Source organism: Amycolatopsis sp. NPDC047767 (assembly GCF_040704195.1).
In the GTDB taxonomy this organism is placed as follows: Bacteria; Actinomycetota; Actinomycetes; order Mycobacteriales; family Pseudonocardiaceae; genus Amycolatopsis.
Genome location: NZ_JBEYSJ010000026.1, coordinates 110,323 through 133,975, shown reverse-complemented (window position 1 = coordinate 133,975; position 23,653 = coordinate 110,323). Strand labels below are relative to the sequence as shown.

Genomic DNA, 23,653 nt, shown 5'->3' with positions numbered 1-23,653 from the left:
CGCGGTGACGCTGTTGGCCACCGACAGCGACAGGTTTTCGTGGGCGTGGATGCCGATCTGCGTGTCCGGGTCGAGGACCTCGCGGTACGCGTCGACCCGAGCGGCGACGTCGCTCATGGTCAGCCGCCCACCGGAATCCGTGACGTACACGCAGTGCGCGCCCGCGTCCTCCATGATCTTCGCCTGCTTCGCCAGGTCCTCGGGCGAGTTCATGTGGCTCAGCATCAGGAACCCGGCGACGTCCATGCCGTTCTCCCGCGCCCAGCCGATGTGCTGGATCGCGATGTCGGCCTCGGTGCAGTGCGTGGCGATGCGCACACTCGACACCCCGAGATCCCGGGCCGCCCGCAGATCGTCGATCGTGCCGACGCCCGGGAGCAGCAACGTCGTGAGCTTCGCCCGTGACACCACCTCGGCCGCCGCCGCGATCCACCCGGAATCCGCTGCGGCGCCGTGGCCGTAGATCACGCTGGACCCGGCCAGCCCGTCGCCGTGCGCGACCTCGATCGCCGCCACCCCGGACGCGTCCAGCGCGGCCGCGATCGTCCGCACTGCTCGACCGAGTACTGGTGCCCGATCGCGTGCATGCCGTCCCGCAGCGTCACGTCCTGGACGTACAACTGCTCCGTCACCGCGCCGCCCCTTCCTTCAGTTCCAGCAGACGCTCGGCGGTGCGCAGGGCCGCGGACGTCATGATGTCCAGGTTTCCGGCGTAGTCCGGCAGGTAGTGCCCGGCGCCGGTCACCTCGAGGAACACCGACACCTTGACCCCGCGGAACGCCCGCCCGAGCCCCGGTACGAACGGGTGGTCCACCGCGTCGAACTGCACCTGCTGCTTCAACCGGTAGCCGGGTAAGTACTTCTGCACCTGTGCCACCATGTCCTCGACGGACGCACTCACCGCGGATTCGTCCACTTCGGACTGTTCGACCAGGCAGAAGACCGTGTCTCGCATCTTCATCGCCGGCTCCGCCGGGTTGAGGATGATCACGGCCTTGCCCCGCTCCGCGCCGCCCACGACTTCGAGCGCCCGCGCGGTCGTCTCGGTGAACTCGTCGATGTTCGCCCGCGTGCCCGGCCCGGCCGAGCGCGACGCGATGGACGCGACGATCTCCGCGTACGCCACCGGCGTCACGGCCGACACCGCGGCGACGATCGGCGTGGTCGCCTGGCCGCCGCACGTGACCATGTTGACGTTCGCCGCACCGAGGTGGGCGTCGAGGTTCACCGGCGGCACCACGTACGGGCCGATCGCCGCCGGTGTCAGGTCCACCATCGGCAGGCCGTACTCGCGCAGCACCTCGTAGTTGTGCTTGTGCGCACCGGCCGAAGTCGCGTCGAACACCAGCCGCACGCCGGCGAACTCCGGCAGCTTGACGAGCCCCTCCACGCCGTCGGACGTGGTGGCGATCCCGAGCCGCTTCGCCCGGGCGAGGCCGTCCGACGCGGGGTCGATGCCGACGAGCGCGGCGACTTCCAGCTGGTCCGACAGGCGTTTGACCTTGAACATCAGGTCCGTGCCGATGTTGCCGGACCCGATGATCGCGACGGGCGTGGCCATCAGGCGTCCTCTCCGGTGAACGTCACGCGCACTTCGCCCACCTCTTCGAAGCGGGCCAGGTAGGTACCGGGTTCCGGCACCGCCACCATCGGCCCCCACGCGCCGGCGAGCACGACCTCACCCGCGCGCAGCGGCGCACCACGCCGGGCGACCTCGGTGGCCAGCCAGGCCACGGCGTTGGCCGGCGAGCCGAGACAGGCCGCGCCGACGCCCGTCGACACGGGTTCGCCGCCGTGCTCCAGGCTCAGGCCCAGCGAAGGCAGGTCGACGTCGGAGAGCTTCTTCGGCGTCGTCCCGAGCACGACCGCGCCGCTGGACGCGTTGTCCGCGACGGTGTCGGCGATCTTGATGTCCCACCCGGCGATGCGCGAGTCGACGATCTCGATGGCCGGCAGCACGAACTCCGTCGCGCGCAGCACGTCGACCAGCGTCGCGCCGGCGGGGAGGTCGGCGCCCAGCACGAACGCGACCTCGCCTTCCACGCGCGGCTGCAGGAACTTCGCCAGCGGCAGCTCGGCCCGGTCGCCGAAGACCATGTCGTCGAGCAGCACACCGAAGTCGGGCTGGAACACGCCGAACTGCTTCTGCACGGCCACCGACGTCAGGCCGATCTTGCGTCCCGCCACGCGCCGGCCCGGCACCGCGAGCTTGCGCTCCAGCACCGCCGCCTGCACCGCGTAGGCGAGGTCGACGTGCGCGTCGCCGATCAGGTCCCGCACCGGTTCCACGGGGGTGCGCGTCTGCTCGGCGCGCATCAGCCGCCCCGCCGCGGTCTCCACGGCCGTCGCGAAGGCGGTTTTGGTCGTTGTCATCGAGGACGCCTCACAGTTGGATGCAGATGTTGGTGGGCTCGCTGTAGAAGTGCAGCGAGTGCACGCCGCCTTCGCGGCCGATGCCCGAAAGCCCGACGCCGCCGAACGGCGAACGCAGATCCCGCAGGTACCACGTGTTCACCCACGACATGCCCACGCGCATCGCGGCGGCGACGCGGTGGCCGCGCTCGAGGTTCGTGGTCCACACCGAGGACGCGAGGCCGTACGACGTGTCGTTGGCCAGGCGGATCGCCTCGTCCTCGGTGTCGAACGGGATGAGGGTCGCGACCGGCCCGAACACCTCCTCGCGCACCACACGGGCGGAGTTGTCCACGCCGGTCCACAGCGCGGGTTCCACCCACGCGCCGCCGGCGAGATCCGCGCCGAGCTCGGGGATGCCGCCGCCCACGAGGAGCTCGGCGCCTTCCTTCTCGGCCACGGCGTAGTACGACATGACCTTTTCCCGGTGCGTCTGGGAGATCAGTGGCCCGGTGGTGGTGGCGGGATCGTCGGGCCGGCCGAAGCGCAGCGCCTTCGCCCGCTCGACCAGACCGGAGGCGACCTCGTCGAAGACGCCGCGCTGCACGTAGACGCGCTCGGTGCACAGGCAGATCTGCCCGGTGTTGGTGAACACGGACCGTTCGAGCCCGTCGACCGCCCGCTCGAGGTCGGCGTCGTCGAACACCACCGCGGCGTTCTTCCCGCCCAGCTCGAACGAAACCGGCCGCACGTGGGGCGCGACCGCGCGCATGATCACCGAGCCGGTGGCCGACTCGCCGGTGAAGGTGATGCCGTCGACGTCCGGGTGCGTCGTGAGGAACTCACCCGCGGACGCGGGCCCGAAGCCGTGCACGACGTTGAACGCGCCGGCCGGCATCCCCGCCTCGGCGAGGATCTCCGCCAGCAGCGTCGCGCTCGACGGCGTCTCCTCCGAAGGCTTCACCACCACGGCGTTGCCGCTCGCCAGCGCTGGCGCGACTTTCCACGTCAGCAGCAGCAACGGCAGGTTCCACGGCACGATCACGCCCACCACGCCCAGCGGCTTGCGGATCGCGTAGTTCAGCGCCTGCCCGGTCGCGACGTCGGTGAGAAACGAGTCGAGCCCCGTCCCGGCGATGATGTCCGCGGCCGCGCGGAAGTTGGCCGACGCGCGCCGCACGTCGAGGTTCGTGGCCAGTGCGACGGGCTTGCCGGTGTCGGCGATCTCGGCCGCGAGCAGGTCGTCGAAGCGCTCCTCGATCCGGTCCGCGACCCGCCGCAGCAGGGCGACGCGCTCGGTCGCCGTGGTCTTGCCCCACGCGCCGTTCAGCGCCTGCCTGGCGCTGCGCACCGCGCGGTCGACGAGCTCTTGGTCGGCTTCGTGCACCTTCGCGATCAGCGAACCGTCGACGGGGCTCACCTTGTCGAAGGTGCGGGGGCCGTCGACGAACTCGCCCCCGATGAAGTTGCGCAACGCCTTCGGGATCCCCTGCGGCATCACTGGTTTCCTTTCGTCGGAACTGTTCACGCGTGCTCGGGCACGGTGTGGTGCCAGGTCTCGCCGCGGTAGGTGACCGCGACCGACCCGCCGGTGGGCACGAGGACGACTTCCTCGGCGTTGTCGGGTTCCCCCAGGTCGCGCCCGGCCGCCCACGCGACGACCGCGCGCATGCACCCGGAGTGCGTGGCGACGGCGAGGTGCTCGTCGGCCGGCACGCGGTCGGCCGCGGCCACGGTGGCGGCGAGGAACCGGCGCACGACCGCGTCCGGCGATTCGTGCCAGAGCAGCGGGATCTGCAGCCAGAACCCCATCGCGTCGCCGTCTTCGTGCGCCTGCCAGAACCGCCGGGCCTCTTCGGCCCAGCCGGCGCCGCCGGCGGCCGGGATGAGCTCGCGCACCTGGGTGGGTTCGTAGTCCCGGCCGTCGACGCGGAGCTGGAGGTTGCGGAACTCCGGCGCGACCTCGTTGCCGCCGAGTTTCAGCCCGGGCGCGCCGGCGAGGGTCGCGTGCAGCACCTCGGCGGTCTGCCGCGCCCGCGCGGTGGGCGCGTAGGCCACGGAAACCGCCGTGCCGTCGGGAAGTTCGGCCGCGAGGCTCTCGCCGCGCGCCCGGGCCTGCTCGATGCCGCGTTCGGTGAGGCCGGCGTCGCTTTCGTAGCTGGCCGTCTCGCCGTGGCGGACGAGGTGCAGGATCATCGGTGCCTCCAGGTCGGTCAGCTCGGGCGGAACACGCGGTGGCTGGAGCGGGCCGGGTGCAGGCCAACGCGGTCGAGGATGCGTTTCACCGAACCCGCGGGGTCACCGACGGCGAAGTGCTCGGTCTCCATCCCGACGGCACGCGCCCCGGCGAGGTTCGACGGCAGATCGTCGACGAACAGGCAGCTCGCCGGCTCTTCCCGCAGCTGCCCGAGCGCCCACCGGAACACCGACGGGTCGGGCTTGAGCACGCCGTAGCGGCCGGCTTCGAGCAGCAGGTCGAAGCCACCGAACTCGGGGAACTTCGCCGCCCAGTCCTGGCCGAACCAGTGGCCCATGTCGTTGGTGAGCGCGGCCAGGCGCACGCGGCCGCCGATGTCGCGCAGCATCGCGCGCACCTCGTCGCGCACGCTGATGCGGGTCCGCATGAACGCGCCGAGGTCGAGGTCCGGCCGTCGTTGCGACAGCTCGGCCCAGTAGTCGCGCTCCTGCTGCTTGCCCTGCTCGACCCCGTCGTAGAGCTTGTCGTCGCCGAACGGGCCCTTGGGGAACGTCGGGTCGTCGACCACCTCGAACAGCGTGGGCACGACGACGCCGCCGAGGTCGAGCACGATGGTCGTGAGCCGTAGCGTGGGCGTGTCCGCCCGGGACCGGACCGCGGCCGCGCGCCGGAGCGCACGACCGCGGCCGGGCCGCGACCAGGGTTCTTCGAAGGTCACGGATCAGTCCAGGACCGTGACGACGCCGGTGTCACCGTCGACGCGCACGCGCTGGCCGGTGCGCAGCGTCGAGACCGCACGGCCGGTGCCGACCACGGCGGGCAGGCCGTACTCGCGGCAGACGATCGCGGTGTGGCTCATGATGCCGCCGACGTCGCTGACGGTCGCGGCGATCCGCGAGAACACCGGCGCCCATGCGGGTGAGGTGGCGGGGCAGACCAGCACGTCGCCGTCCTGCACCTCGGCCAGCTCGGCCACGGACCGCACCACGCGCACCGGTCCCTCGACCACCCCGGGTGAACCGGCGACCCCGCGCAGCGTGCCGGGGTCTTCCGTTTCCGAGTCGGCCAGCCAGCCCGCGACGGAGTCGGTGGTGATGCCCCACAGCATGACCGTGAGCGGTTCGGCGACGGCCTCCGGCGGCGGGCCGAGCGCGGGCGGCGGCTCCCAGGCTTCCAGCGCGGTGAAGATGCGGCGGCGCTCGGCGATGATCGGGGTCCAGTGCGCGCGACCCCGGCCGGGCGCGCCGGTCGACCACGAGGCGACGGTGTCGAAGATCAGCTCCGCGACTTCGGTGCGGCGCAGGAAGAACAGGTCCTCGGGGTCGTCGAACACACCCATGTCCACCAGGGACCGGGCGAGCTCCTTGGACTTGCCCCAGAACGCGGCCCACATCCAGTGTTCGATGTAGAGCACGTGCTCCTCGATGTAGACGAACACCTTGCGCGCCAGCGCGAGCAGCTCGTCGAACAGGTCCACGTCGGCCGGGTTGAGCAGGGCGCGGTAGTCGCCGGTGATGCGCTCACGTTCGGCCAGCACCCGCTCGGTCGGGCGGTCGATGACCTCGCCCTTGCGCAGGCGTTCGAGGTAGGTGCGCACGGCCCCGAACGGGATGTCCGGGTGGTCGTCCCAGGTGCCGAAGCGGTGGTCGCCGCCGGGGTGGCCGGGGTCGGCGTTGATGTGGAACCACGGATCCCTGGTGGCTTCCCAGTCCTCGGCCCAGGCGCGGCCGGACTCCGTGCCGCTCAGCACGGCGAGGGCCGCGTCGAGGTGGGAGGCGTTGAGGATCGTGTCGCTCACGCCGAGGCGTTCGGCTTCCTTGGCGAGGCGCTTGAGCTCGTCGTCGGGCCGGTAGAGCTCCACGTGCAGGCCGCCGACCATCCGCGACACGGACTGGTCGCCGATGCCGGGGAAGGCGTTCTGGCAGAACTGGAAGAACGTGAGGTACGCGGCGTAACCGATGTTCAGCATCTCGAAGTGCCACTGGTACGTCTCGTACATCGTGGTGATCATGAGGCTGAAGTCGCGTTCCCAGCGATACCCGGCCGAGTGTCCGAGGTGTCCGGTCACAGTGGACAGCGGCTCGCGCTCCGGCAGCGGCGCGAAGCTCAGGCCGCGGATGAGCTTGATGCGCTCGGCGACCTTTTCCTTCCACTCCGCGTAGATCTCGTCCCAGCGCTCGTAGTAGTGGCCGGCCCGCTCGCCGAACTCCTCGGCCCGCGCGGCGATCTGGTCGGCCGGCGCGGCGACCGGCGAGACGTACAGGCGGCCGTTGAGGATGCGCTGCTCCAGGCCGAACGCCGGCGGTACCGCGAACACGCGCGTGTTCATCGCGCCGAGGGCCTGCCACCAGCACTCGCACTGGATCTCGTCGTACGGGTGCAGCACGTAGGGGTGGTGCAGGGCGTCCTGGAACCAGAACTTGCCCTCGTCGGCCTTGCGGCGGTCCTCGCCGAACAGGTGGTACCAGTTGTAGAGCGATTCCCAGCCCTCGGCACCTTGCGGTGGGTCGAGGTCGAACGGCCCGGGGAAGGTGGAAGCGACCATCGTCGGTCCCTTTCTCGTCTGCGCAGTCAGTGGGGGATGCGGGTCAGGGTTTTGCGCCGCCGGTCAGCGCCGCGAGCACGTGGGCGAGCGCGCCCCGGTTCTCCTGCGACACCTGCTTCGGCGGTTTGGTGCTCCACACGGTTTCCGGGCGGGCCTGCACCACGTGCACGTCGTCGCCGTCGATGGCGAACTCGCCGTCCTGCGGGGTGCCGGCGTGCTTCTCGATCAGCGCCGCGATTTCGAGCAGCTGCTCGATGTGTCCCTTGTGGAGGGACGGCTGGGACCGGTCCGCGTCGTCGACGGGCACGGTCGCGATGCCCTTGCCGGTCTCCGGGTCGCGGGTCGCGCGGGTGGCCTTCTCGGCGATGTCGCGGGTGAGGATCTCGCGGGTGATCTTGTCGACCACGAACCGGTCGGGCGTCACCGTCCCGCTCACCAGCGGTTCGCCCAGGCCCCACACGGACTCGATGACGACCTTCGACCGGTCGCCGTTGGCGGGGTTGAGGGTCATGAACACGCCGGCCGCGCTCGCGTCGACCATGCGCTGCACGACCACGCCCATGGCGTCGTCGGTGCTCTCGACCCCGTCACGCGCCCGGTAGCTGATGGCGCGCGCGGTGAACAGGCTCGCCCAGCAGCGCCGGACGGCGGCCGACACCTCGTCGGCGCCGATGACCCAGAGATAGCTGTCGTGCTCGCCGGCGAAGCTGCGGTCCGCGGAGTCCTCCGCGGCCGAACTCGACCGCACCGCCACGGGCGGCTCGGCGACGCCGGTGCGCTCGGCGAGCTCCGCGTAGGCCGCGCGGATGTCGGCGTCGGCGCCGTGCTGCTCGGTCTCGGCGAACAGCAGCTCGCGGATCGCGGCCGACTCCTCCGTCAGCACGTCGAGGTCGGCTTCCGGGTGCAGTGCGCCGATCCGGCGGTCCAGCTCCTGGCCCAAGCCGCCGGTCACCGCCGCGCGGTAGGCGTCCGTGGTCACCACGAACGCTTCGGGAACCCGGACTCCCAGGCGGCACAACGTGTCCAGCGAGCGACCCTTGCCACCGGCCTGTGCGGTGGTGACAGCGTTGTCGCCCATCCCGATGTGCAGAGTGCTCGCTGCGGTCATCGATCGGTCCTTTCCTTGTTCTCGCGGTCGCTGGGTTCGTCGTAGTCGGACACCAGCGCGACCACGGCGGCGTCGACCGTCGCTTCGCCGGTGGCCGCGGCGGCCGCTTCGTCGGTGTTCACGAGGACGGTGGCCCCGGGGCTGGCGTCGAGCAGGTCGACCGCGACGGTGATGGTGTCCACGCCGATCGCGCGGACGAGCACGAGCCGCCGGGTCGACAGCCCGGGCAGCTGCCGGTCGGACCACACCCGGCCGATGACGCGGCCGAGGATCACGACTGGCCCCCGCTCGGCAACTCCAGCACGGCTTCGCGGAACGACTCCGCGCGGCGGGTCTCGAGCAGCGTGGCCGCGGCCTCGCTCGGGCGCGGGTAGATCTGGGCGGCGCGCAGGTCGCCGTAACGCTTCACGGCGGCGGTGCCGGCGTCGAGCGCCTGGCGGACGGCGGCCAGCTGGCCCTGGATCGCGGCCACGAGGTAGCCGCTGGACACGCGGTCGACCGCGATGCACCGGACGTCGGCGGTCTTGATCATCGCCTCGATCCCCGCCGTGAGCGCCACGATGCCGCGGGTCTCGACGACACCGATCGCGCCAGCCGAATTCGTGTTGCCGGCCATGGGTGTTCTCCTTGTTCTGCGGTGAGCGTTCTGCGGTGAGCGCAGTGCTGGCTCAGTTGCCTTCGAGCAGGGCGGTGTGGGCGGCGACGGCCGCGACGGCGTCGCACGGGTTGGCGAACACCACCGAACGCACCTGCGCACCCGACACCGCTTTCGCGGTTTCCTCGGCGATTTCGGTCGCTTCCTCGACGGTGGCGAGGTCGCCGGACAGCGCGACCGCGACGATGCCGCCGCCGAGGCGCACGACGCCTTCCACCGTCACGTTGGTGGCTTTGACGATCGCGTCGACGGCGTCGAAGATCGGCACGAACCCTTCCGTCTCCACGAATCCGACCGCGGTGTTGGCCATGGGGCTCTCTCTTTCTGACTAGCGGGAAGTGGCGGGACGCCAGCGGACGACCGCGGCGCCGGTGCCCCAGATCGGGCCGTAGGACAGGAGTTCGCCGGGCTGGTCCAGCACACCGGCGCCGAGCAGGAAGGCCAGCGCGCGGAACTGGCTGTCGGCCGCGGCTTCGCGGGCGAAACTTTCGCGCAGGTCCAGGGCCTCCTTCACGTCGCCGCGCACGAGCGCGTCGAGGATCCGGCGGTTCCACTTGTCCTGCCAGGGCGTGGCGATGCCGTCTTCGGACGGTTCGATCCAGCGCTGGATGAGCCCGGCGGACAGGCCGGACACCACGACCACGCCGACCCGGCGGCCGGTCGCGGCCGCGGCGGCGACACCGGTTTCGCCGAGCGTGGCGATGTTGTCGACCTCGGCGTAGAGGTTGCAGGACACCATCGCGTACCGGAAGCGCCGCCCGGGGTCGAGCAGGTTCGCGATGGTGACGGTGCCGGTGTCGATCGGGAAACCGTCGTAGCGCGTGCGCCGCGCCTGCAGGCCGCGGTCGGCGGTCAGGCCGACCCAGCGTTCGGCGAGGTCGGTGTCGACCTGCAGGTCGTAGCTGATGCGGCCGTAGTCGTAGGCGTACCAGTTCTCGTCCATCCGCTCGCCGCGCGGGTTGGGGTCCAGCTGGAACTGGTGCCCGAGCACGGTGAACCACTGCGTCGACATGAGCAGCACGGTGTCCACTCCGGCCTCGCGGAAGTCCTCGCCGACCTGCTCGACGCCCGCCCGCAGGTCGGCCCAGCTCGGCGCGGGGCTCTTCGCGAGCAGCTGCGGCATGCCCGGCACGAGGGCGGCGGCGACCACGGCGTCAGCCACGAGCGCGCACCCCCTCGGGGCGCCACTCGACCACGGCGTTGCCGGTGCCGATGATCGTGCCGTAGCCCAGGATGTCGCCGGTGGTGTCCGGCCAGCCCAGCGCGGCCAGCAGCCAGCTCAGGCTGCCCGACTTCGTCTCGGCCTCGCTGGCCTCGATGTGCTCGGGGATCGCCGTGCGCAACGCCGAAGTCGGTTGGCTGCGCGCGGTTTCCAGCAGCTTCATGTCGGCGCGGTACTGGTCGTTGTTGTACGCGTACTCGCGGCCCATGTCCTCGGGCAACTCGGTCTCGCGGTCGAAGTGCAGGTGCGACAACGAGTTCGACGCCAGCAGCACCGCCCGCCGTCCCGTCCGCTCGATCGCGACGCGGGTCGCGGTGCCGAGCACGTCCATCTGCTCCAGCTCGGCGTCGGCGTAGAAGTACGGGTTGTTATTGGCGCTGATCGACACGACCGGGATGTCCCAGCGCGGGTTCGCCATGTGCAGCGCGCCGATCGTCGCGTAGTCCACGCGCACACCCGGCTCCCGCATGGCCCGTGTGACCAGGCCGTGCTCCTCGAAACTGCCCACCATGGCCTCCGCGAGCTCCACGTCGGTGCGGAAGTCGAAGTGGTAGCGGAACAGGTTCGGGAAGATCGGCTCGACCGACACCCCGCGCGGATTGGGCACGCAGTTGACGTGGTGGCCGACCATGGTGATCCAGTGCGGCGCGTGCACCACGAGCACGTCCGGCCGCAGCTCCCGGATCCGGCGCCGGACCTCGTCGTAGGCCCACCGCAGCGTTTCCCAGCCGCCGGTGCTGCGCGGCTCGTTCTGCGGCGGGTTGTCCGCGTAGATCAGGTGCGGCGGGTGCGGAGCGAGGTAACCCGCGACGATGCCGGCCCGCGGTGGCTCCGGCGCGGCCGGCTCGGCCGGCTGGGCCTGCGGCGTTCGGGCCCGCTCGCCGGCCGGCGATAAGTGGAATACCCGTGACATGCTGGTTGACGTTAGGCCGCAGACCGCCGCGGGTTCGTGTTGTTGTCCGGTGCACCCGGACACGAATTTCAGCCGCCGCGCGGGCCCCGTCAGGCCGGGGTGGCCTTGCCCTGACCTTCTTCGTAGCGCTTGCGGTCTTCGGCGGTCAGCTCGGTCCAGTGGCTGCCCGGGGCGCGGCCGAGGACCCAGTCGCGCACTCCGTCCAGGCGGGCGCGCAATTCGGGCAGGGACACGCCCGCGAGGGCGCCAGCCCGGACGCGGGGGACGCCGTCCACGAACACGAGGTCGATGTCGCGCGCGGACGCCTGGAAAACCACGTGGTCGGCCACGGAGCTCGCGGCGAGTCCGAAGGGGCCTGTCCGCAGCACGAGGACGTCGGCCTGCTTGCCCGGGGTGAGACTGCCGACGCGGTCGTCGAGGCCGAGCGCGCGGGCCGCGTCGAGGGTGGCCATGCGCAGCAACGCGGGCGCGTCGATCGAGGGGAAGGTCGGTGTCCGGACACCGGAGCGGCCGACCTGGCGCTCGGCCATCACCTCGGTGAGGCGGCTGAGCGCGTGGCCGATCCTGAGGTGGGTGAGGAAATCACCGCTCACGGCGGCGGTCGCGTCGACGCCGAAGACGAGCGGTACTCCCTGTTGCACCGCGCGCCCGATCATCGGGACCACGCCCATGTGCCCGGCCTCGATCTGGGGCGTGCTGACGATCGTGCCGCCGTTCTGGCGCAGCATCGTGAGCTCGGCGTCGGTCGCCGGGCCGGCGTGCACCCAGAGGACATCGGGGCCGAGCAGGCCGAGCTCGTGCGACGAGGTGACCTGGCCCTGCAGGTTGGAGTGCAGCGTGGAGACGAGCCCGATCTCGCGGGCGGCCTTGACCTCGCGGGCGTGGGCTTCGAGCGAGACGTGGTCGATGTTGTTCAGCGCGACGCCGAGCTGCACGCGGTCGGTGGTGGCGCGGGCATTCGCGAGCCGTTGCAGCACGGCGATGCGCTCGTCGAGGGTGTCGAACGAACTGGTGCCCGCTTCGGGCCGCGGCCGGAAGCAGAACCCGAACACGGCCCGGATTCCCACGGCTTCCAGTGCTTCCAGCGACGCCTCGGCGTGTTCGGGCGAGTTGGTGGCGTGGCAGAAGTCGAACACCGTGGTCACCCCGTTGAGCAGCAGCTCCGCGCCGGCGCCGAACGTCGCGTCGTGCATGTCCTGCGGGCGGTAGCGGCCGGCGAGGGGGTGGATGACACCGAAGTACTCGCGGCCCCAACAGTTCGAGGCGAGGCCGCGGATGGGGGCCTGCCACATGTGGTTGTGGCAGTCGACGAGTCCGGGCAGCACGATCGAATCGGCGGCGTCGATGATCTCGTCGACCTCGCTCTCGTCGATCTTCGGTGCCACGTCGAGGATCCTGTCGTCGCCGATCAGCACGTCGCCGCGGAAATCGCCGAGCGCCGGGTCCATCGTCAGGACCGAGCCGCCTTTGAGCAAGGTCTTCTTCACGGGCTGATGCCTCCTTGGATGTGGTGCGCCGCCGTCGGCTGAATCGTTGCTTGACGGGTCCGGAACGCCTGCTTATAGTACTGCAAACGTTTGTAAGACGAAAGGTGCACCGTCGTGCACGACACTCGATCTCCAGCGTTCACGTCCTATGGCGACGCTTCCGAAATCTTCCGCACTCCCGGTTTGCCGTTCACACCGGCGATCCGGATTTCGCCGGGCAGCGAACTCGTTTTCGTCTCGGGGTGTCCGGGTGTACCAGACGGCGACGACGACTCACCGGAGGTCGAAGCCGAGGTGCGCCGGGCTTTCCGCTATCTCGCAAGGGTTCTGGAGCTTGCGGGAGCGGGCCTGGAGCACGTAGTTTCCCTCACCAAGTTCCTGACCGATGTCGAACGGGACAATGCGATCGTCACGACCGTGATGCGCGAACTGTTCCCCGTGATGCCTACTTCGACCACCGTCGAGGTTTCCCGTCTCGTGCCCAGGGGTCTTCATTTCGAAGTCAACGCGATCGCGGCCGTGCCAGCTCGTTCTGGTCCCGTGGTCCTGGATCAGAGCGGCTGATTCTCATGACCAAAGATCTTCGCCTTCTCGGAATTTGCGGCAGCCTTCGTTCCGGCTCCTACAACCACGGGCTGCTGAAAGCCCTCGCTGACGAGGCACCCGCCGGCGTCACCCTCGACCTCCTCGGCGACTGGAGCGAGGTACCGAACCTCAACGTCGACCTCCTCGAAGACGGGCAGCCGCCCGCGGTGGTGCGGGCCGTCGCGGAGCAGGTGCGCGCGGCGGACGGCCTCGTGATCGCGACGCCGGAGTACTGCAACAGCGTGCCGGGCGCGTTCAAGAACCTGCTCGACTGGCTCTCTTTCCCGCCCCCGTTCAACTGCCTGCGGTTCAAGCCGATCGGCCTGGTCGGCGCGAGCATCGGCACCGGCGGCACGCTGCGTGGCCAGTCGGCGTTGCGCGGTGCCCTGCTGTTCTTCGACGCGATGCTGATGGGCCGGCCGGAGGTCGCCGTCGGCCTGGGCAAGATGAAGTTCGACGACGAGGGAAACCTGAAGGACGAAGAGGTTCGGGCGCTGCTTCGCCGGTTCCTGTCCGACTTCGTGGAATTCACCCAGAGCACCAAGGCGCGTGGCCTCGACCCGCGGGAACGGGAATTCGTTTTCTGACGCTCCTGACCCTCCTGACGATTCCGACGAAGGGATGGTGCCTTGTGGACAGTCCGCCCGACATCGGTGCGCCGCCGGGCGTCCGTCCGACCGGTGAAACGCTCTACCTCGCCCCGAGCGGGCGCCGGTTCACCGACGCGGGTGAGCTGACGCGCGAGTACGACATCGAGTGGACGGTGCCCGACTTCCCCGCGGTGGCCGCGAGTTTCGTCGCCCGCAGTGCCGAAACCCGCGGCCGGCTCGAGTGTTTCCTCGACATCCCCTATGGCCCGACCGTCGACGAGCGGCTCGACGTGTTCCCCGGTTCGCCGGGCGGGCCCGTGGTGGTGTTCTTGCACGGCGGGTACTGGCGGGCGCTGACGTCGGCGGAGTTCAGCTTCGCCGCGGCCGGCCTGGTGGCGCGCGGGGTGACCGTGGTGATCCCGACGTATTCGCTGTGCCCGGCGGTGTCGCTCGACGAGATCGTCCGGCAGGAGCGCGCGGCGGTCGCGTGGACGGTGCGCTCGATCGCCTCGTACGGCGCGGATCCGCGGCGGGTGGTGGTCGCCGGGCATTCGGCCGGCGGGCACGGCGTTGCGATGGTGCTGGCCACGCGCTGGGCCGAGAACTACGGCATCGATCCGTCGGTGATCAAGGGCGGGTGCGCGATCAGCGGCCTGTTCGACCTGCGGCCGCTGCCGTTCACCTCGGTGCAGGCCGATCTGCGGCTGACGGCGGATCAGGTGCTGCGTAACAGTCCGGTGCTCGCGCTGCCGGAGACGATGCCGCCGCTGGTGATCACCTACGGCACGGAGCAGACGGCGGAGTTCGTGCGCCAGTCCACCGACTACTTCGCCGCGGCGAAGGCGCACGGCCTGGACGTTCGCTGTCTGCCGCGGCCCGGTTTCAACCACTTCGACGAGCTCGACGCGCTCGCCGATGACCGCGGTGATCTCACCGAGTCCATTGTGGATCTTTTCGACCGACGTTAGCCGTGCCACAAGGAGGTAGCATGCTCACGCAGTTGCAGAACGACTTTCGCGAGGTCATGGCGGGAGTCGCCACCCCGGTCTCGGTGGTGACCGCGTTCCACGAGGGCGCGCCGCACGGGACGACGGTCAGCGCGTTCACCTCGCTGTCCATGGACCCGCCGATGGTGCTGGTGTCGCTGGACAAAACGTCGCGGCTCCTGGGTCTGATCCGGAAGTCGCAGCGCTTCGGGGTGAACGTCCTCGGTGCGGCACAGGCCGAGACGGCACGGTCGTTCGCGAAGAAGCTCGAAATGGGGGAGAAGTTCGCCGGCGTCGACTGGCAGCACGACAACGAACTGCCCCGGCTGGCGGGCGTTCCCGGATGGCTGGCGTGCACGCTGAGCCAGGAGGTCGAAGGCGGTGACCACATCGTCCTTTTCGGACAGGTCGTCTCGGCTTCCACGGCCACGGCGGCTCCGCTGACGTACCACTCGCGGACGTTCGGCACGCATTCGTTGCTGGCCCAGAGTGCGTGAAGTATTTCCGTGCCAGCTTGCAAACGATTGCAAATTCGGCGTGAACGCGCTTGATCCCGCGCGTTCACGCCGGCTCAGCTGGTGCGGATGATCGTTTTTCCCTGGCTGCGCCGGCCCGGTGCGAACGCGGTCGCGGCTTCCGCCAGCGGGTGAACGGCACCGACGAGCACCCGGAGCCGTCCGTCGCGGACCCGTTGCGCCAGGTCGGCCAGCCTTGCCCGATCGGCTTCGACCACGAAGAAGACGGCGCGCCCATCCCGCGGCCACGCGTTGGGCGGTCCCGCGATGGTCACCAGCGTCCCGCCGGCGCGGACGATCCCGGCCGAACGGTCCCCGGTGTCCCCGCCGAAGACGTCCAGCACCAGGTCGACCTCACCGACGTCTTCCAGCCGGTCGGCCTCCAGGTCCACGAACGAGTGCACGCCGAGATCGAGGGCCGCCTCTCGGTTGTGCGCCCGCCCGGTGCCGATCACGGTCGCCCCGGCCTCCCGTGCGAGCTGCACGGCGATCGACCCGACGCCGCCCGCGGCGCCGTGGACCAGCACCGTCTGCCCGGGCTCGAGCCGGCCGTGGTCGAACAGCGCCTGCCACGCCGTCAGCCCGGAGATCGGCAGCGCCGCGCCGACGGAGTGGTCGATGTCGGCAGGCAGCGGCGCGAGGTTGCGCGCCTCCACGGCCGTGAACTCGGCGAGTGACCCGTCGCGCGTCCAGTCGGCGAGCCCGAACACGCGTTGCCCCACCGTGAGCCCGGTCGTGCCGTACCCGAGCTCGGCCACCACCCCGGACAGCTCGTGCCCGGGCACGCTCGGCGTCCGGTCCCGCCCGGCGCGGTCGGTCCACGTGCCGGGCCACTCCAGCTCGCCGGGCGTGAAGCCGGCCGCGTGCACCCGCACGATCACGTCGTTCTCCGCGGCGTGCGGATGGGGACGGTCCACAAGGGACATGCCGCCGACGCCGGCGGTGCGATCCTGGACGGTGATGGCTTTCATGATTCCCAGCCTCTGCAGGAGAAGGACCGTGGTGGTCAGAACTTACCGCCACCGGCGCTGATGCGCTGCCCCGTGACCCAGCGGGCGTCGTGGGAGACCAGGAAAGCCACGACGTCGGCGATGTCGGCCGGTTCGCCGATGCGGCCGAGCGGGGTGCTCTGGGCTTCGGCGGCGATCTCCTCGTCGGAGAAGTGCGCCGTCGAGGGAGTCCTGACCATGCCGGGCAGCTCGCTGTTCACGGTGATGTGCTTGGGCTCGAGCTCGACGGCCGCCACCCGGACGAGGTGGTCGAGGGCCGCTTTGCTCGACGCGTAGAGAGCCGTGCCGGCCGTGGGCATGAGCGTGAGCCCCGCGGAGATCATCACGATTCGCCCGCCGGTCCGCATGCGGAGCGCCGATTCCCGCATGGCCACGAAGCCGGCGCGGGTGTTGGTGGCGAAAACGGTGTCGAAGTCCTCGTCGGTGCTGCCGGCCAAGCTCTTGAAGCGGTAGTCGGCCGCGTTGCTCACGACGATGTCCACCCCGCCGAACTCCGTCTCGGCGACGTCGAACAGGCCCCGCACCTGTGCGGCGTCGGCGACGTCGGCCGCCGTTGTGATCGCGGTGCCACCGTGGGCGGCGATGCCGCCGACCACCTCCTCGGCCTGCCGCCGCTGGGCCGGATGATGGGCGACGATCACCCGGGCGCCGTCCTTGGCCGGCCGTTCCGCGACGCCTTTGCCGATTCCGCTCGAGGCACCCGTGACGAGCGCTGCTTTTCCGTCGAGACTCATGATTCCTCCGGCCCACCTTGGGCCTCGCGGTGGCTCATCGCGAGGTGCCGTGGGAAATCTGCCGCCGACCCCGGAACGCTTGCGCTCGCGGGAGCGAATTTCCCCTGGAGGTCCAGATTTACCCGCCCGGAGAGTTCACGCGCCTGTCCTTGGCGTGGGTACCCATCAGGCGGCCGCGTGCAGCTCCGCGACCACGTCGCCCAGCTCGGGGTGCGCCGACGACACCGTGGCGAGAATGGCGACAACCGCGTCGTACACGAGGCTTTCGAGCTCGGCGGCGGGCACGTCGCAGTCGTGGGTGAGCCAGTCGAGCGTGGTTTCGTCGAGCATGCCCATGATGCCGCGGATCGCGACGCGCACGCGCGGCGGCGGTTCCGTGGTGAGGCCCAGCAGGTCGACCACGAACTCGGCGCCGGCGCGGCGGGCGCGTTCGAAGAGCTCGTCCACCTCCGGGTCCTGCCCGCCGGCGCGGATGAACGCGAGCATGGTGTGGACGTGCGCGCGCCGGTACTCGATGTGGCGGCGCAGCAGGCCGCGCATGCGTTGCTCGCGCGTGTGCTCGTCGTCGCGGGGGCGGTGCAGCTCGATGAGCTCGTCGAGCGCCTGCTGCAGCACCGCGAGGTACAGGCCGCGCTTGTCCTTGAAGTGGTAGAACAACAGCCCGTGCGCGACGCCCGCGGCCTCGGCGATCTCGCTGATGTAGATCTCGTCGTAGGGCTTGCGGGCGAACAGGTCGGCGGCCACCTCGATCAGCGCCGCGCGCCGCTGCCCGCGGGGCGGCGCCGTGCGCTTCTCGGAACTCATGTCAGCTGCCTCCTGTGCTCACCTCGTTGCGCAGGCTGCCGATCCCCTCCACACTCACCTCGACGACGTCACCCGCCCGCAGGTACTCACCTGACGCGAGTGCGACGCCGGCGGGCGTTCCGGTGAGGATGACGTCTCCCGCCGCGAGCGGGACCTTCGCCGAAACAGCCGCGACGAGCTCGGCCACCGGGAACAGCATCTCACTCGTGCGCCCCTGTTGCCTGAGCACGCCGTTCACCCGGGTGGTGACGGCGACGTCTTCGCCGAGCTCGTCCGGCGTCACGAGCGCGGGGCCGAGCGGCTTGAACGTCGGGAATCCCTTGGCGCGCTGGAGAAGCGACAGGTCGACGACGGCACCGTCGCGCATCCCGCGGAACTGGACGTCGCGCGCCGACACGTCGTTGGCGACGGTGAACCCCGCGATGTACCCGGCCGCGTCCCTGGCTTGGACGTCTTGCGCCGGCGCCCCGAGGACAACGGCGAGCTCGGCTTCGTAGTCGACCCGATCCGGCGCCTCGGCCGGCAGGACGATCGGCTTCCCGGTCCCGATGAACAGCTCCGGCCCCGGCGTGATCGGGAAAAACGCCGGTGTGGCCGGGACTTTCAGGCCCGCTTCCGCGATGTGCCCGGCGTAGTTGGCCCCGACGATCACCACGGTCTTCGGCTGCGCCACGGGCGCGAGCAGCGTTGCCTCCGACAGCGGCACCCGGCCCCGCACGGGCGCGTTCTGCGCCTTGTCCACCAGGAGCTCGGCGACGTCGTGGTGCGGTGCGTCGAGCAACAGCAGCTCGTCGCCCTCGCCACGGGCCAGCCCCTGCGTGGTCCGGTAGAGCCGCATCAGGCGCCCCCGGCCAGCACGGTGATGCGGCGTTCGGCGATGCGCCAGCGGCCCGCTTCGCGGGTCAGGACGTCGTGGACGCGGCTCACCGTCCGCAGGTGCGGCGGCGCGGCCGGGTCGCTGAGGGCGTACACCTGCAGGTCGCAGCGGCATTCGGCGCGGTCGCCGTCGAGGTCGAACCACGACGGCGACACCACGTGCAGCGTCGGCCGGTCCTCCTGCTCCCGGCGGCGCATGGCCTCGCGGATCTGCGCGCCCTCCGCGCGGATCTCCTTCGTACTGGTCATCACCAGCGTCGCGTCGGCGGTGTAGCACTCGGCCGACTCGCTCGCGTGGCCCTCGTCGATGAGCCGGAACGACGTGCGCACCACGTCCTCGCACGCGAACCGCGCCTCGCTCACCACGTCGGCACCGTCAGCTCGGCCTCGGTCTTCCCCGCGCGCAGCTCGGTGAGCAGTGCGGCGGGGTCGAACACCACTCCGAACGGATTGCGCGCGAAGCTTTCGGACTGCATGAAGGCCGTGCCCTCCTCGGTGGTCGGGAAGTTGTCGATCTGGAGCTCGATCTGGTTGCCGTCGGGATCGGCGTAGTAGACCGACGTCGTCGGCCCGTGGTTGACAGCCTGCAGCGGCCGCACCCCCTCGGCGTCAAGGCGTTCCCACGTCTCGAGCAGCTCCCGCAGGCTGCCGTAGGTGAACGCCACGTGCGCCAGCCCGTGCAACGGCAGCGCCGCCAGCTCCTCGGCCGACAGCTCCGTCTTCGGGCCGCCCAGCAGCGCCGCGACCTCCCCGTCGGCCATCGCCGACGTCGGGTCCGCGACCGCGATGCGGTGGTGCTCGTCGTCGTAGGTCACGAAAACCATGCCGGGCGTCTCGTGCACCACCCGGCCGTCGAGGGTCTTCACGTACCAGTCCCGCATCGCCGGCACCTGCCTGCTGTACAGGACGACGTGGGAGAGCTTCGCCGGTGAAGCCACGTTTCCTCCTCCGAGGTCGGTTCGATCCCTTGAAGCTAAGACTGACTTGACTCCAAGTCAAGTTTGCGTCGCCACTGTTGCCGGGCGAGTGTGGATCGACGTTCGACCTGGTCAGCCACCGGTTTCACCGCGGCGCAGCACCGCTCCGGTCGCGATGTCGAGCACCTCGATCAGGTGATCCGAGCGCCGCACCGCGAGCCACGTCGGGGTTAGTGGCGCACCACCGGCCCGGCAAACTCGACGACCGTGCGCACGTCCTGAGATCTGGAACATCGGCCCGTACAACCCGTCGCAGGTCTCGGCCGGTTCGCAACCCGACTGGTACTTGGCGTGGGCCGACGGCCTGCTGCGCATCTGGCCCGCCTGGGAGCTCTACCTCGGGAACTACACGATCCCGGCGGTGTTCCCCGGCGCGATCGGAATGCTGCTGCTGTTAACAACTCGCTCCGAGCGTGGTCCTCAATCGGGGCCGGCATGGCCGGCTTGGCGAGTTGTTCCCACGGTTGGAAACCTTCGCCTCCGGTCTGCGGCACACCACCGACCTTCGTGCTGCCCTGGCCCTGCAGCTGGGAGACGGCCTCTTCCACGGAACCGACGAGCCGAACGACGGGAAACGTTTCCTTCCCCATCGACGACTAGATCACCGTACGGTGGCCGTGGAGGGGATCTTTTGTGAGCAGGGCGCCCAGGCCGTTGGCGAGCTTCAGCTGGTCTGTCGTCAACCTCTTGCGCGGAGACTTTACGCAGTCCCAGGCGACCATCGCTCGGCCATTCTCGACGACGACGTGGTTCCGCTGAAGCAGCGCATCGCCATCGTAGAGCTACACCGGCTCGGCATCACCCGATGAGTTCGTGTTACGTTGTCGGTTCCAGCAAGCTCTCTGTTGTGCATCGCTGGGAGAGTTCGACAATGCTGTTGATGTCGCGGGGGCGCTTCTTGCCGACGAACTGACAGTATATGGCGATCGGGATCCGCGGCCAACGGAACTACGCCGACAGATTGGAATGTGCACCTCGCCGCCGGTGCTTACGAATTTAATCTCGTCGTACGGGCAGGTGCATCCCACTGCGGCGAACGTTCGATCCGTGATTGACGGCATTCAAAAGTAATTGGTGCGCCTGCAAAGTTGGGGGCGTCCAAGTCGGGAAATGTGAAAAAACCGCCAGTGGACGTTACGATACTCCGTTGGCGTGTCCGTGAGGCTTGGTGTGTCGAATTCTGGAGCGGTGGATCTGCGCGATGTCCAACGCTTTGTAGGTAGACATGGTCGTCACGTACCTGCCCCGACCATGCAGCGTCATGCCCTACTCCGTTATCTGGTATTCGCTGAACGTCACGTTGCCTACGTGGATCGGGTTGAGTGATCGGTGAGCGACCGCTCGGTCGTCGTTGATCCCACCTTCGTGCTGGGCGCCGCTCAGCTACAGGCTGCTCGGCGGGTCCACGAGGAGCTTCAGATTGTCTCGACCGAGACAACCCGTCTTCCACCAGTGGGTCGAGTGGCCAGTTTCCCGGTGGGGCCGGGCCCGACTGCGGGCGCCCGTACGTGCATTCGACCAGACCGAGCACCTGCGGCCCTGTTTCGTCGAGGTAATACCACGACCGCGTGCCCTCGGTGTCCAACGGGCGAACTCAGTTTCCCGCACCTTGATCAATGCCGGCGATGCGCCGCCCACCCTGCTTGTATGAGTCCGCACGACAGGTCGGCATCTTCGTCCTTGTCACGCGTACTTCCCCGAATGTCGCGTCGAGGCGGACCGGCCGTAGCGCTGACCGCGGAACGGTTCCACGACCAATCGCCGCGGTGGTGCGTCACGGAGCCGCCGGCGGAAGCGGACGTCTTGGTCTCCCTCTACCTACTTCTGCCACACCACGACTTTGCTGGCGATGCTGCTGTTCACGCCGAGGACGTCGCCGCGGAGGAGACGGCCTAACGTCTGCTCCTGCCCAGGGCAGTGGTGACGATCACTTTCGGCCTGGCTTGAATCCGACCTGTCCCCGGAGGCTGTCGAGGCTGAGGCTCACGGTGTTTCGCTGACCCGCGCCAATCGATCCCTGATATCTGCCGCGCGCCTGCGGCGGACAAAGGCATCGCCGCCGAGGCCGGGGTGGACCTGAATGGCACGACTTTGTTCGGCTGGACCGAGCAATCGCCGCGGGAGGATGCCCGAAGTCGACCTCGCCGAGAGCCCGACGACCGCGTTACCGCCTCGACCGTCGAGGGTCGTTACCGCACGTCCGACGTCGTGGTTGTCGGGCGAGCCCGCGGGGCCGCCCACGGCGTCGCCATCACGAATTCGGCGTAGATCACTCTGCCCTTCGCCGCGATGGCCCACGCGATCGGCCTGAGCTGCGGCGGCTTGAGCTTCGGGAGTGGTACTCCCGGGGTGCTAAGGTACGTCCGCATGCCCTCGTAGCTCAGGGGATAGAGCACCGCTCTCCTAAAGCGGGTGTCGCAGGTTCGAATCCTGCCGGGGGCACAAAACCCCTGGTCACGGGTGTGGCCAGGGGATTTGTTTGCCGGGAGCCCATGCTTAATCCTCGTGTCTGGGAAGTTCAATCTTCGGGCGAGTCGCCGGCGCTGGTCCGACGTGATCGCCTTCAACCCGCGCTCCATGTAGTCCTCCTGGGCCGTGCTGATGCGCTCGTGCCCGACGTAGTCGGCAATCTCGCGCGCCGTCAACCGGCATCGTCGAGGACGCCAGCGACGTAGTGCCGGAAGTCGTGCGGGTGCAACCCTTCGAATGGCGTCTGGGCGACCACCCTGCGGATCCGCGCGCGAGTGTTGTCCGGATCTCTGAGCGTCTCCGCAGCCGAAGGAAACACCCACGCGGGCGCGGCATCGGCGTGGCGCCTCTTCAGGATGTCCATGACCCAAACCGGGGCCGTACGGTGCGCATCCCGGCGCGGCTCTTCGTGTGCTCCTGAACGAATAGTCCTAGCCTGGTAACCCGGATCACGGTGCCGTGAAACCGCACCGTCCCAGCGTCGAAGTTGATCGACGTGTCCCAATCAAGGCGGCCCCTCCGGGGCCGCGCCGCTATCGGCCGGCACGCGCGGGGCCCGCCTCCGGCACCCACGCGACCGGCCGGCGGCTGCACCGGAGGGTCGACGACAAGAAGAAAGAACATGTCCTCGCCGGACGGGCAGGTCTCCGAGATGGTCGAGAAGCGCGGGCAAGTCGCGTTCGTGAGTGACCTGTCGCCATCTCGCCGAGGGCTATCACGCTGCGTCAAGGGGGCAGTTCAGCAGGCACGGTCCAGACCGCACGGAAGTGCCCCCTTGACACGACGTGATCGGGCTACGCCAGGTCGACGAGATGGCGAAGAGGCCACCCACTTGCAGGTGGTCCTTGAAGGACCACGTTGCCAGTAGGGGATTGTCCGCTTCGGCAGCAGGACGAATGACACGCCGACCTGCGGATGCTGTTCGTCTCTTCTGGGGAAGCAGGTTCATTCCTCGGCGGTCGGGCCGTAACGTCGTGCCTCGGCCGAGTGAGGTGTCAGATGAAACAGAAGTGGTGGAAACGGGATAAAACGCCGACACGGAAGTCCGCCTTGAAAGCCATGAAGGCTACCCGGAGGCAGCAAGACTCGGGTGATCCCCTTGGCAGTCGCGATCCGTACCACTCAACCGTCGACCACGTACCGGATTCAGGCTACGGGGCTTCCAATCTTCCAGGTTGACACTCGGTCGCAGGTCTTTGCGGCATCCGCGTCGTGGATCGCATGCCACATGCATGTCACATCGCACCACCCAAGGCCTGCCGGCAACGACCGACGACGACTGAAACTACGCAGGTCAGAGAGCATCAGAGTCTCGTCCCCTCAGGTCCCGCAGGTGCACGGTGGGGTGAGGGGACGTGGATTCAGCTCTAGATCAACACCTGCCCTGCCGCTCCGCGCCGGGCGACAGTCGCCGGGCGGGGCATTCCGCCTACCCCGAAGCCTTCTGCTGCTCGCGCGGTTCGCGTCGGAACTTCAGGTATGACCGCCACTTGCCCGAGGCAAACGAGGTGCCGCCAATTGGTAGGGCGAGGAGCCAACCCGAACCAAGGTCGAAGTGCGCAACAAAGGTCAACAGGCTCGCCGCCACGAAGGTCCACACGACGGCCACAACCAGGGCACGCCGTCGC

25 protein-coding genes, 1 tRNA gene and 1 pseudogene are annotated in these 23,653 nt (G+C 69.5%); 6 read left to right on the top strand and 21 right to left on the bottom strand.

The features are described from left to right. From AB0878_RS35565 to AB0878_RS35500, 14 genes and pseudogenes are all read right to left on the bottom strand, one after another. A pseudogene (locus tag AB0878_RS35565) lies at nucleotides 1–552 on the bottom strand (4-hydroxy-2-oxovalerate aldolase); the annotation flags it as partial. Between the two features lie 76 nt (nucleotides 553–628). Further along, nucleotides 629–1,561 (bottom strand): acetaldehyde dehydrogenase (acetylating), encoded by a 933-nt coding sequence (locus tag AB0878_RS35560; RefSeq protein ID WP_366584824.1) that lies wholly within the window; start codon nucleotides 1,559–1,561, stop codon nucleotides 629–631. After that, complete coding sequence (locus AB0878_RS35555; protein ID WP_366584822.1) at nucleotides 1,561–2,373, bottom strand: fumarylacetoacetate hydrolase family protein; 813 nt, start codon at nucleotides 2,371–2,373, stop codon at nucleotides 1,561–1,563. Before AB0878_RS35555 ends, AB0878_RS35560 begins: the two co-directional genes overlap by 1 nt. A 10-nt stretch (nucleotides 2,374–2,383) precedes the next feature. After that, on the bottom strand, nucleotides 2,384–3,850 hold the full coding sequence (locus AB0878_RS35550; protein WP_366584820.1) for a 2-hydroxymuconic semialdehyde dehydrogenase: 1,467 nt from the start codon (nucleotides 3,848–3,850) through the stop codon (nucleotides 2,384–2,386). A 26-nt stretch (nucleotides 3,851–3,876) separates the two neighbouring features. Next, the gene (locus AB0878_RS35545; protein ID WP_366584818.1) at nucleotides 3,877–4,548 is read right to left on the bottom strand and encodes a histidine phosphatase family protein; all 672 of its coding nucleotides are present in this window, start codon (nucleotides 4,546–4,548) and stop codon (nucleotides 3,877–3,879) included. 17 nt (nucleotides 4,549–4,565) lie between these two features. Then, nucleotides 4,566–5,267 carry an HAD-IA family hydrolase gene (locus AB0878_RS35540; protein ID WP_366584816.1) on the bottom strand — a complete coding sequence of 234 codons (702 nt, stop codon included), beginning with the start codon at nucleotides 5,265–5,267 and terminating at the stop codon, nucleotides 4,566–4,568. Nucleotides 5,268–5,270: 3 nt separating this feature from the next. Continuing rightward, nucleotides 5,271–7,094, bottom strand: coding sequence for a PEP-utilizing enzyme (locus AB0878_RS35535; RefSeq protein ID WP_366584814.1), 1,824 nt, complete (start codon nucleotides 7,092–7,094; stop codon nucleotides 5,271–5,273). A gap of 43 nt (nucleotides 7,095–7,137) precedes the next feature. Continuing rightward, the gene (locus AB0878_RS35530) at nucleotides 7,138–8,202 is read right to left on the bottom strand and encodes a PEP/pyruvate-binding domain-containing protein (protein ID WP_366584812.1); all 1,065 of its coding nucleotides are present in this window, start codon (nucleotides 8,200–8,202) and stop codon (nucleotides 7,138–7,140) included. Further along, nucleotides 8,199–8,477 carry a EutN/CcmL family microcompartment protein gene (locus AB0878_RS35525; RefSeq protein WP_366584810.1) on the bottom strand — a complete coding sequence of 93 codons (279 nt, stop codon included), beginning with the start codon at nucleotides 8,475–8,477 and terminating at the stop codon, nucleotides 8,199–8,201. The genes AB0878_RS35530 and AB0878_RS35525 overlap by 4 nt, the downstream gene beginning before the upstream one ends. Then, nucleotides 8,474–8,818 (bottom strand): BMC domain-containing protein, encoded by a 345-nt coding sequence (locus AB0878_RS35520; protein ID WP_366584808.1) that lies wholly within the window; start codon nucleotides 8,816–8,818, stop codon nucleotides 8,474–8,476. The genes AB0878_RS35525 and AB0878_RS35520 overlap by 4 nt, the downstream gene beginning before the upstream one ends. 52 nt (nucleotides 8,819–8,870) lie before the next feature. Then, a complete protein-coding gene (locus AB0878_RS35515; RefSeq protein ID WP_220244443.1) occupies nucleotides 8,871–9,167 on the bottom strand; it encodes a BMC domain-containing protein in 297 nt (98 codons plus the stop codon). 18 nt (nucleotides 9,168–9,185) lie between these two features. Further along, a complete protein-coding gene (locus AB0878_RS35510; RefSeq protein WP_366584805.1) occupies nucleotides 9,186–10,019 on the bottom strand; it encodes a hypothetical protein in 834 nt (277 codons plus the stop codon). Beyond that, a complete protein-coding gene (locus tag AB0878_RS35505) occupies nucleotides 10,012–10,992 on the bottom strand; it encodes a tRNA U-34 5-methylaminomethyl-2-thiouridine biosynthesis protein (RefSeq protein ID WP_366584803.1) in 981 nt (326 codons plus the stop codon). Before AB0878_RS35505 ends, AB0878_RS35510 begins: the two co-directional genes overlap by 8 nt. Nucleotides 10,993–11,081: 89 nt before the next feature. Further along, a complete protein-coding gene (locus tag AB0878_RS35500) occupies nucleotides 11,082–12,479 on the bottom strand; it encodes an amidohydrolase family protein (protein ID WP_366584801.1) in 1,398 nt (465 codons plus the stop codon). Nucleotides 12,480–12,593: 114 nt separating this feature from the next. Between AB0878_RS35500 and AB0878_RS35495 the strand changes: the two genes are divergently transcribed. The 4 genes from AB0878_RS35495 to AB0878_RS35480 are packed head-to-tail and all read left to right on the top strand — an operon-like array spanning nucleotide 12,594 to nucleotide 15,137. Beyond that, nucleotides 12,594–13,043 (top strand): RidA family protein, encoded by a 450-nt coding sequence (locus tag AB0878_RS35495; RefSeq protein ID WP_366584799.1) that lies wholly within the window; start codon nucleotides 12,594–12,596, stop codon nucleotides 13,041–13,043. Between the two features lie 5 nt (nucleotides 13,044–13,048). Further along, complete coding sequence (locus AB0878_RS35490) at nucleotides 13,049–13,651, top strand: NADPH-dependent FMN reductase (RefSeq protein WP_366584797.1); 603 nt, start codon at nucleotides 13,049–13,051, stop codon at nucleotides 13,649–13,651. Between the two features lie 44 nt (nucleotides 13,652–13,695). Continuing rightward, nucleotides 13,696–14,622, top strand: a complete 927-nt coding sequence (locus tag AB0878_RS35485) for an alpha/beta hydrolase (RefSeq protein WP_366584795.1) — start codon at nucleotides 13,696–13,698, stop codon at nucleotides 14,620–14,622. A gap of 20 nt (nucleotides 14,623–14,642) precedes the next feature. Then, nucleotides 14,643–15,137, top strand: a complete 495-nt coding sequence (locus AB0878_RS35480; RefSeq protein WP_366584793.1) for a flavin reductase family protein — start codon at nucleotides 14,643–14,645, stop codon at nucleotides 15,135–15,137. Between the two features lie 74 nt (nucleotides 15,138–15,211). On the opposite strand, the gene AB0878_RS35475 is transcribed toward AB0878_RS35480, so the two are convergent. The 6 genes from AB0878_RS35475 to AB0878_RS35450 all read right to left on the bottom strand — a co-directional run bounded on the left by AB0878_RS35475 (nucleotide 15,212) and on the right by AB0878_RS35450 (nucleotide 19,517). Further along, entirely contained in the window at nucleotides 15,212–16,126 is a 915-nt protein-coding gene (locus tag AB0878_RS35475) for an NADP-dependent oxidoreductase (protein ID WP_366584791.1), read from the bottom strand. Nucleotides 16,127–16,161: 35 nt separating this feature from the next. After that, on the bottom strand, nucleotides 16,162–16,899 hold the full coding sequence (locus AB0878_RS35470; RefSeq protein WP_366584789.1) for an SDR family oxidoreductase: 738 nt from the start codon (nucleotides 16,897–16,899) through the stop codon (nucleotides 16,162–16,164). A gap of 165 nt (nucleotides 16,900–17,064) precedes the next feature. Beyond that, on the bottom strand, nucleotides 17,065–17,703 hold the full coding sequence (locus AB0878_RS35465; protein ID WP_366584787.1) for a TetR/AcrR family transcriptional regulator: 639 nt from the start codon (nucleotides 17,701–17,703) through the stop codon (nucleotides 17,065–17,067). A gap of 1 nt (nucleotide 17,704) precedes the next feature. Continuing rightward, nucleotides 17,705–18,541, bottom strand: a complete 837-nt coding sequence (locus AB0878_RS35460; RefSeq protein ID WP_366584785.1) for a fumarylacetoacetate hydrolase family protein — start codon at nucleotides 18,539–18,541, stop codon at nucleotides 17,705–17,707. After that, a complete protein-coding gene (locus tag AB0878_RS35455; protein ID WP_366584783.1) occupies nucleotides 18,541–18,942 on the bottom strand; it encodes a nuclear transport factor 2 family protein in 402 nt (133 codons plus the stop codon). Before AB0878_RS35455 ends, AB0878_RS35460 begins: the two co-directional genes overlap by 1 nt. After that, nucleotides 18,939–19,517, bottom strand: a complete 579-nt coding sequence (locus tag AB0878_RS35450) for a VOC family protein (protein WP_366584780.1) — start codon at nucleotides 19,515–19,517, stop codon at nucleotides 18,939–18,941. Before AB0878_RS35450 ends, AB0878_RS35455 begins: the two co-directional genes overlap by 4 nt. Before the next feature lie 503 nt (nucleotides 19,518–20,020). Here AB0878_RS35450 and AB0878_RS35445 point away from each other — a divergent pair. Both AB0878_RS35445 and AB0878_RS35440 read left to right on the top strand, forming a co-directional pair. Next, nucleotides 20,021–20,365, top strand: coding sequence for a hypothetical protein (locus AB0878_RS35445; protein ID WP_366584778.1), 345 nt, complete (start codon nucleotides 20,021–20,023; stop codon nucleotides 20,363–20,365). A gap of 1,560 nt (nucleotides 20,366–21,925) precedes the next feature. Further along, nucleotides 21,926–21,998, top strand: a tRNA-Arg gene (locus AB0878_RS35440). Nucleotides 21,999–22,197: 199 nt separating this feature from the next. On the opposite strand, the gene AB0878_RS35435 is transcribed toward AB0878_RS35440, so the two are convergent. Next, on the bottom strand, nucleotides 22,198–22,389 hold the full coding sequence (locus tag AB0878_RS35435; RefSeq protein ID WP_366584776.1) for a hypothetical protein: 192 nt from the start codon (nucleotides 22,387–22,389) through the stop codon (nucleotides 22,198–22,200). Between the last annotated feature and the right edge of the window lie 1,264 nt (nucleotides 22,390–23,653).

Coding starts and splice junctions, on each gene's coding strand:
- AB0878_RS35560 (WP_366584824.1), bottom strand. CDS start 1,561: ATGGCCACGCCCGTCGCGATCATCGGGTCCGGCAACATCGGCACGGAC.
- AB0878_RS35555 (WP_366584822.1), bottom strand. CDS start 2,373: ATGACAACGACCAAAACCGCCTTCGCGACGGCCGTGGAGACCGCGGCG.
- AB0878_RS35550 (WP_366584820.1), bottom strand. CDS start 3,850: ATGCCGCAGGGGATCCCGAAGGCGTTGCGCAACTTCATCGGGGGCGAG.
- AB0878_RS35545 (WP_366584818.1), bottom strand. CDS start 4,548: ATGATCCTGCACCTCGTCCGCCACGGCGAGACGGCCAGCTACGAAAGC.
- AB0878_RS35535 (WP_366584814.1), bottom strand. CDS start 7,094: ATGGTCGCTTCCACCTTCCCCGGGCCGTTCGACCTCGACCCACCGCAA.
- AB0878_RS35530 (WP_366584812.1), bottom strand. CDS start 8,202: ATGACCGCAGCGAGCACTCTGCACATCGGGATGGGCGACAACGCTGTC.
- AB0878_RS35520 (WP_366584808.1), bottom strand. CDS start 8,818: ATGGCCGGCAACACGAATTCGGCTGGCGCGATCGGTGTCGTCGAGACC.
- AB0878_RS35515 (WP_220244443.1), bottom strand. CDS start 9,167: ATGGCCAACACCGCGGTCGGATTCGTGGAGACGGAAGGGTTCGTGCCG.
- AB0878_RS35505 (WP_366584803.1), bottom strand. CDS start 10,992: ATGTCACGGGTATTCCACTTATCGCCGGCCGGCGAGCGGGCCCGAACG.
- AB0878_RS35490 (WP_366584797.1), top strand. CDS start 13,049: ATGACCAAAGATCTTCGCCTTCTCGGAATTTGCGGCAGCCTTCGTTCC.
- AB0878_RS35480 (WP_366584793.1), top strand. CDS start 14,643: ATGCTCACGCAGTTGCAGAACGACTTTCGCGAGGTCATGGCGGGAGTC.
- AB0878_RS35475 (WP_366584791.1), bottom strand. CDS start 16,126: ATGAAAGCCATCACCGTCCAGGATCGCACCGCCGGCGTCGGCGGCATG.
- AB0878_RS35470 (WP_366584789.1), bottom strand. CDS start 16,899: ATGAGTCTCGACGGAAAAGCAGCGCTCGTCACGGGTGCCTCGAGCGGA.
- AB0878_RS35465 (WP_366584787.1), bottom strand. CDS start 17,703: ATGAGTTCCGAGAAGCGCACGGCGCCGCCCCGCGGGCAGCGGCGCGCG.
- AB0878_RS35460 (WP_366584785.1), bottom strand. CDS start 18,541: ATGCGGCTCTACCGGACCACGCAGGGGCTGGCCCGTGGCGAGGGCGAC.
- AB0878_RS35435 (WP_366584776.1), bottom strand. CDS start 22,389: ATGGACATCCTGAAGAGGCGCCACGCCGATGCCGCGCCCGCGTGGGTG.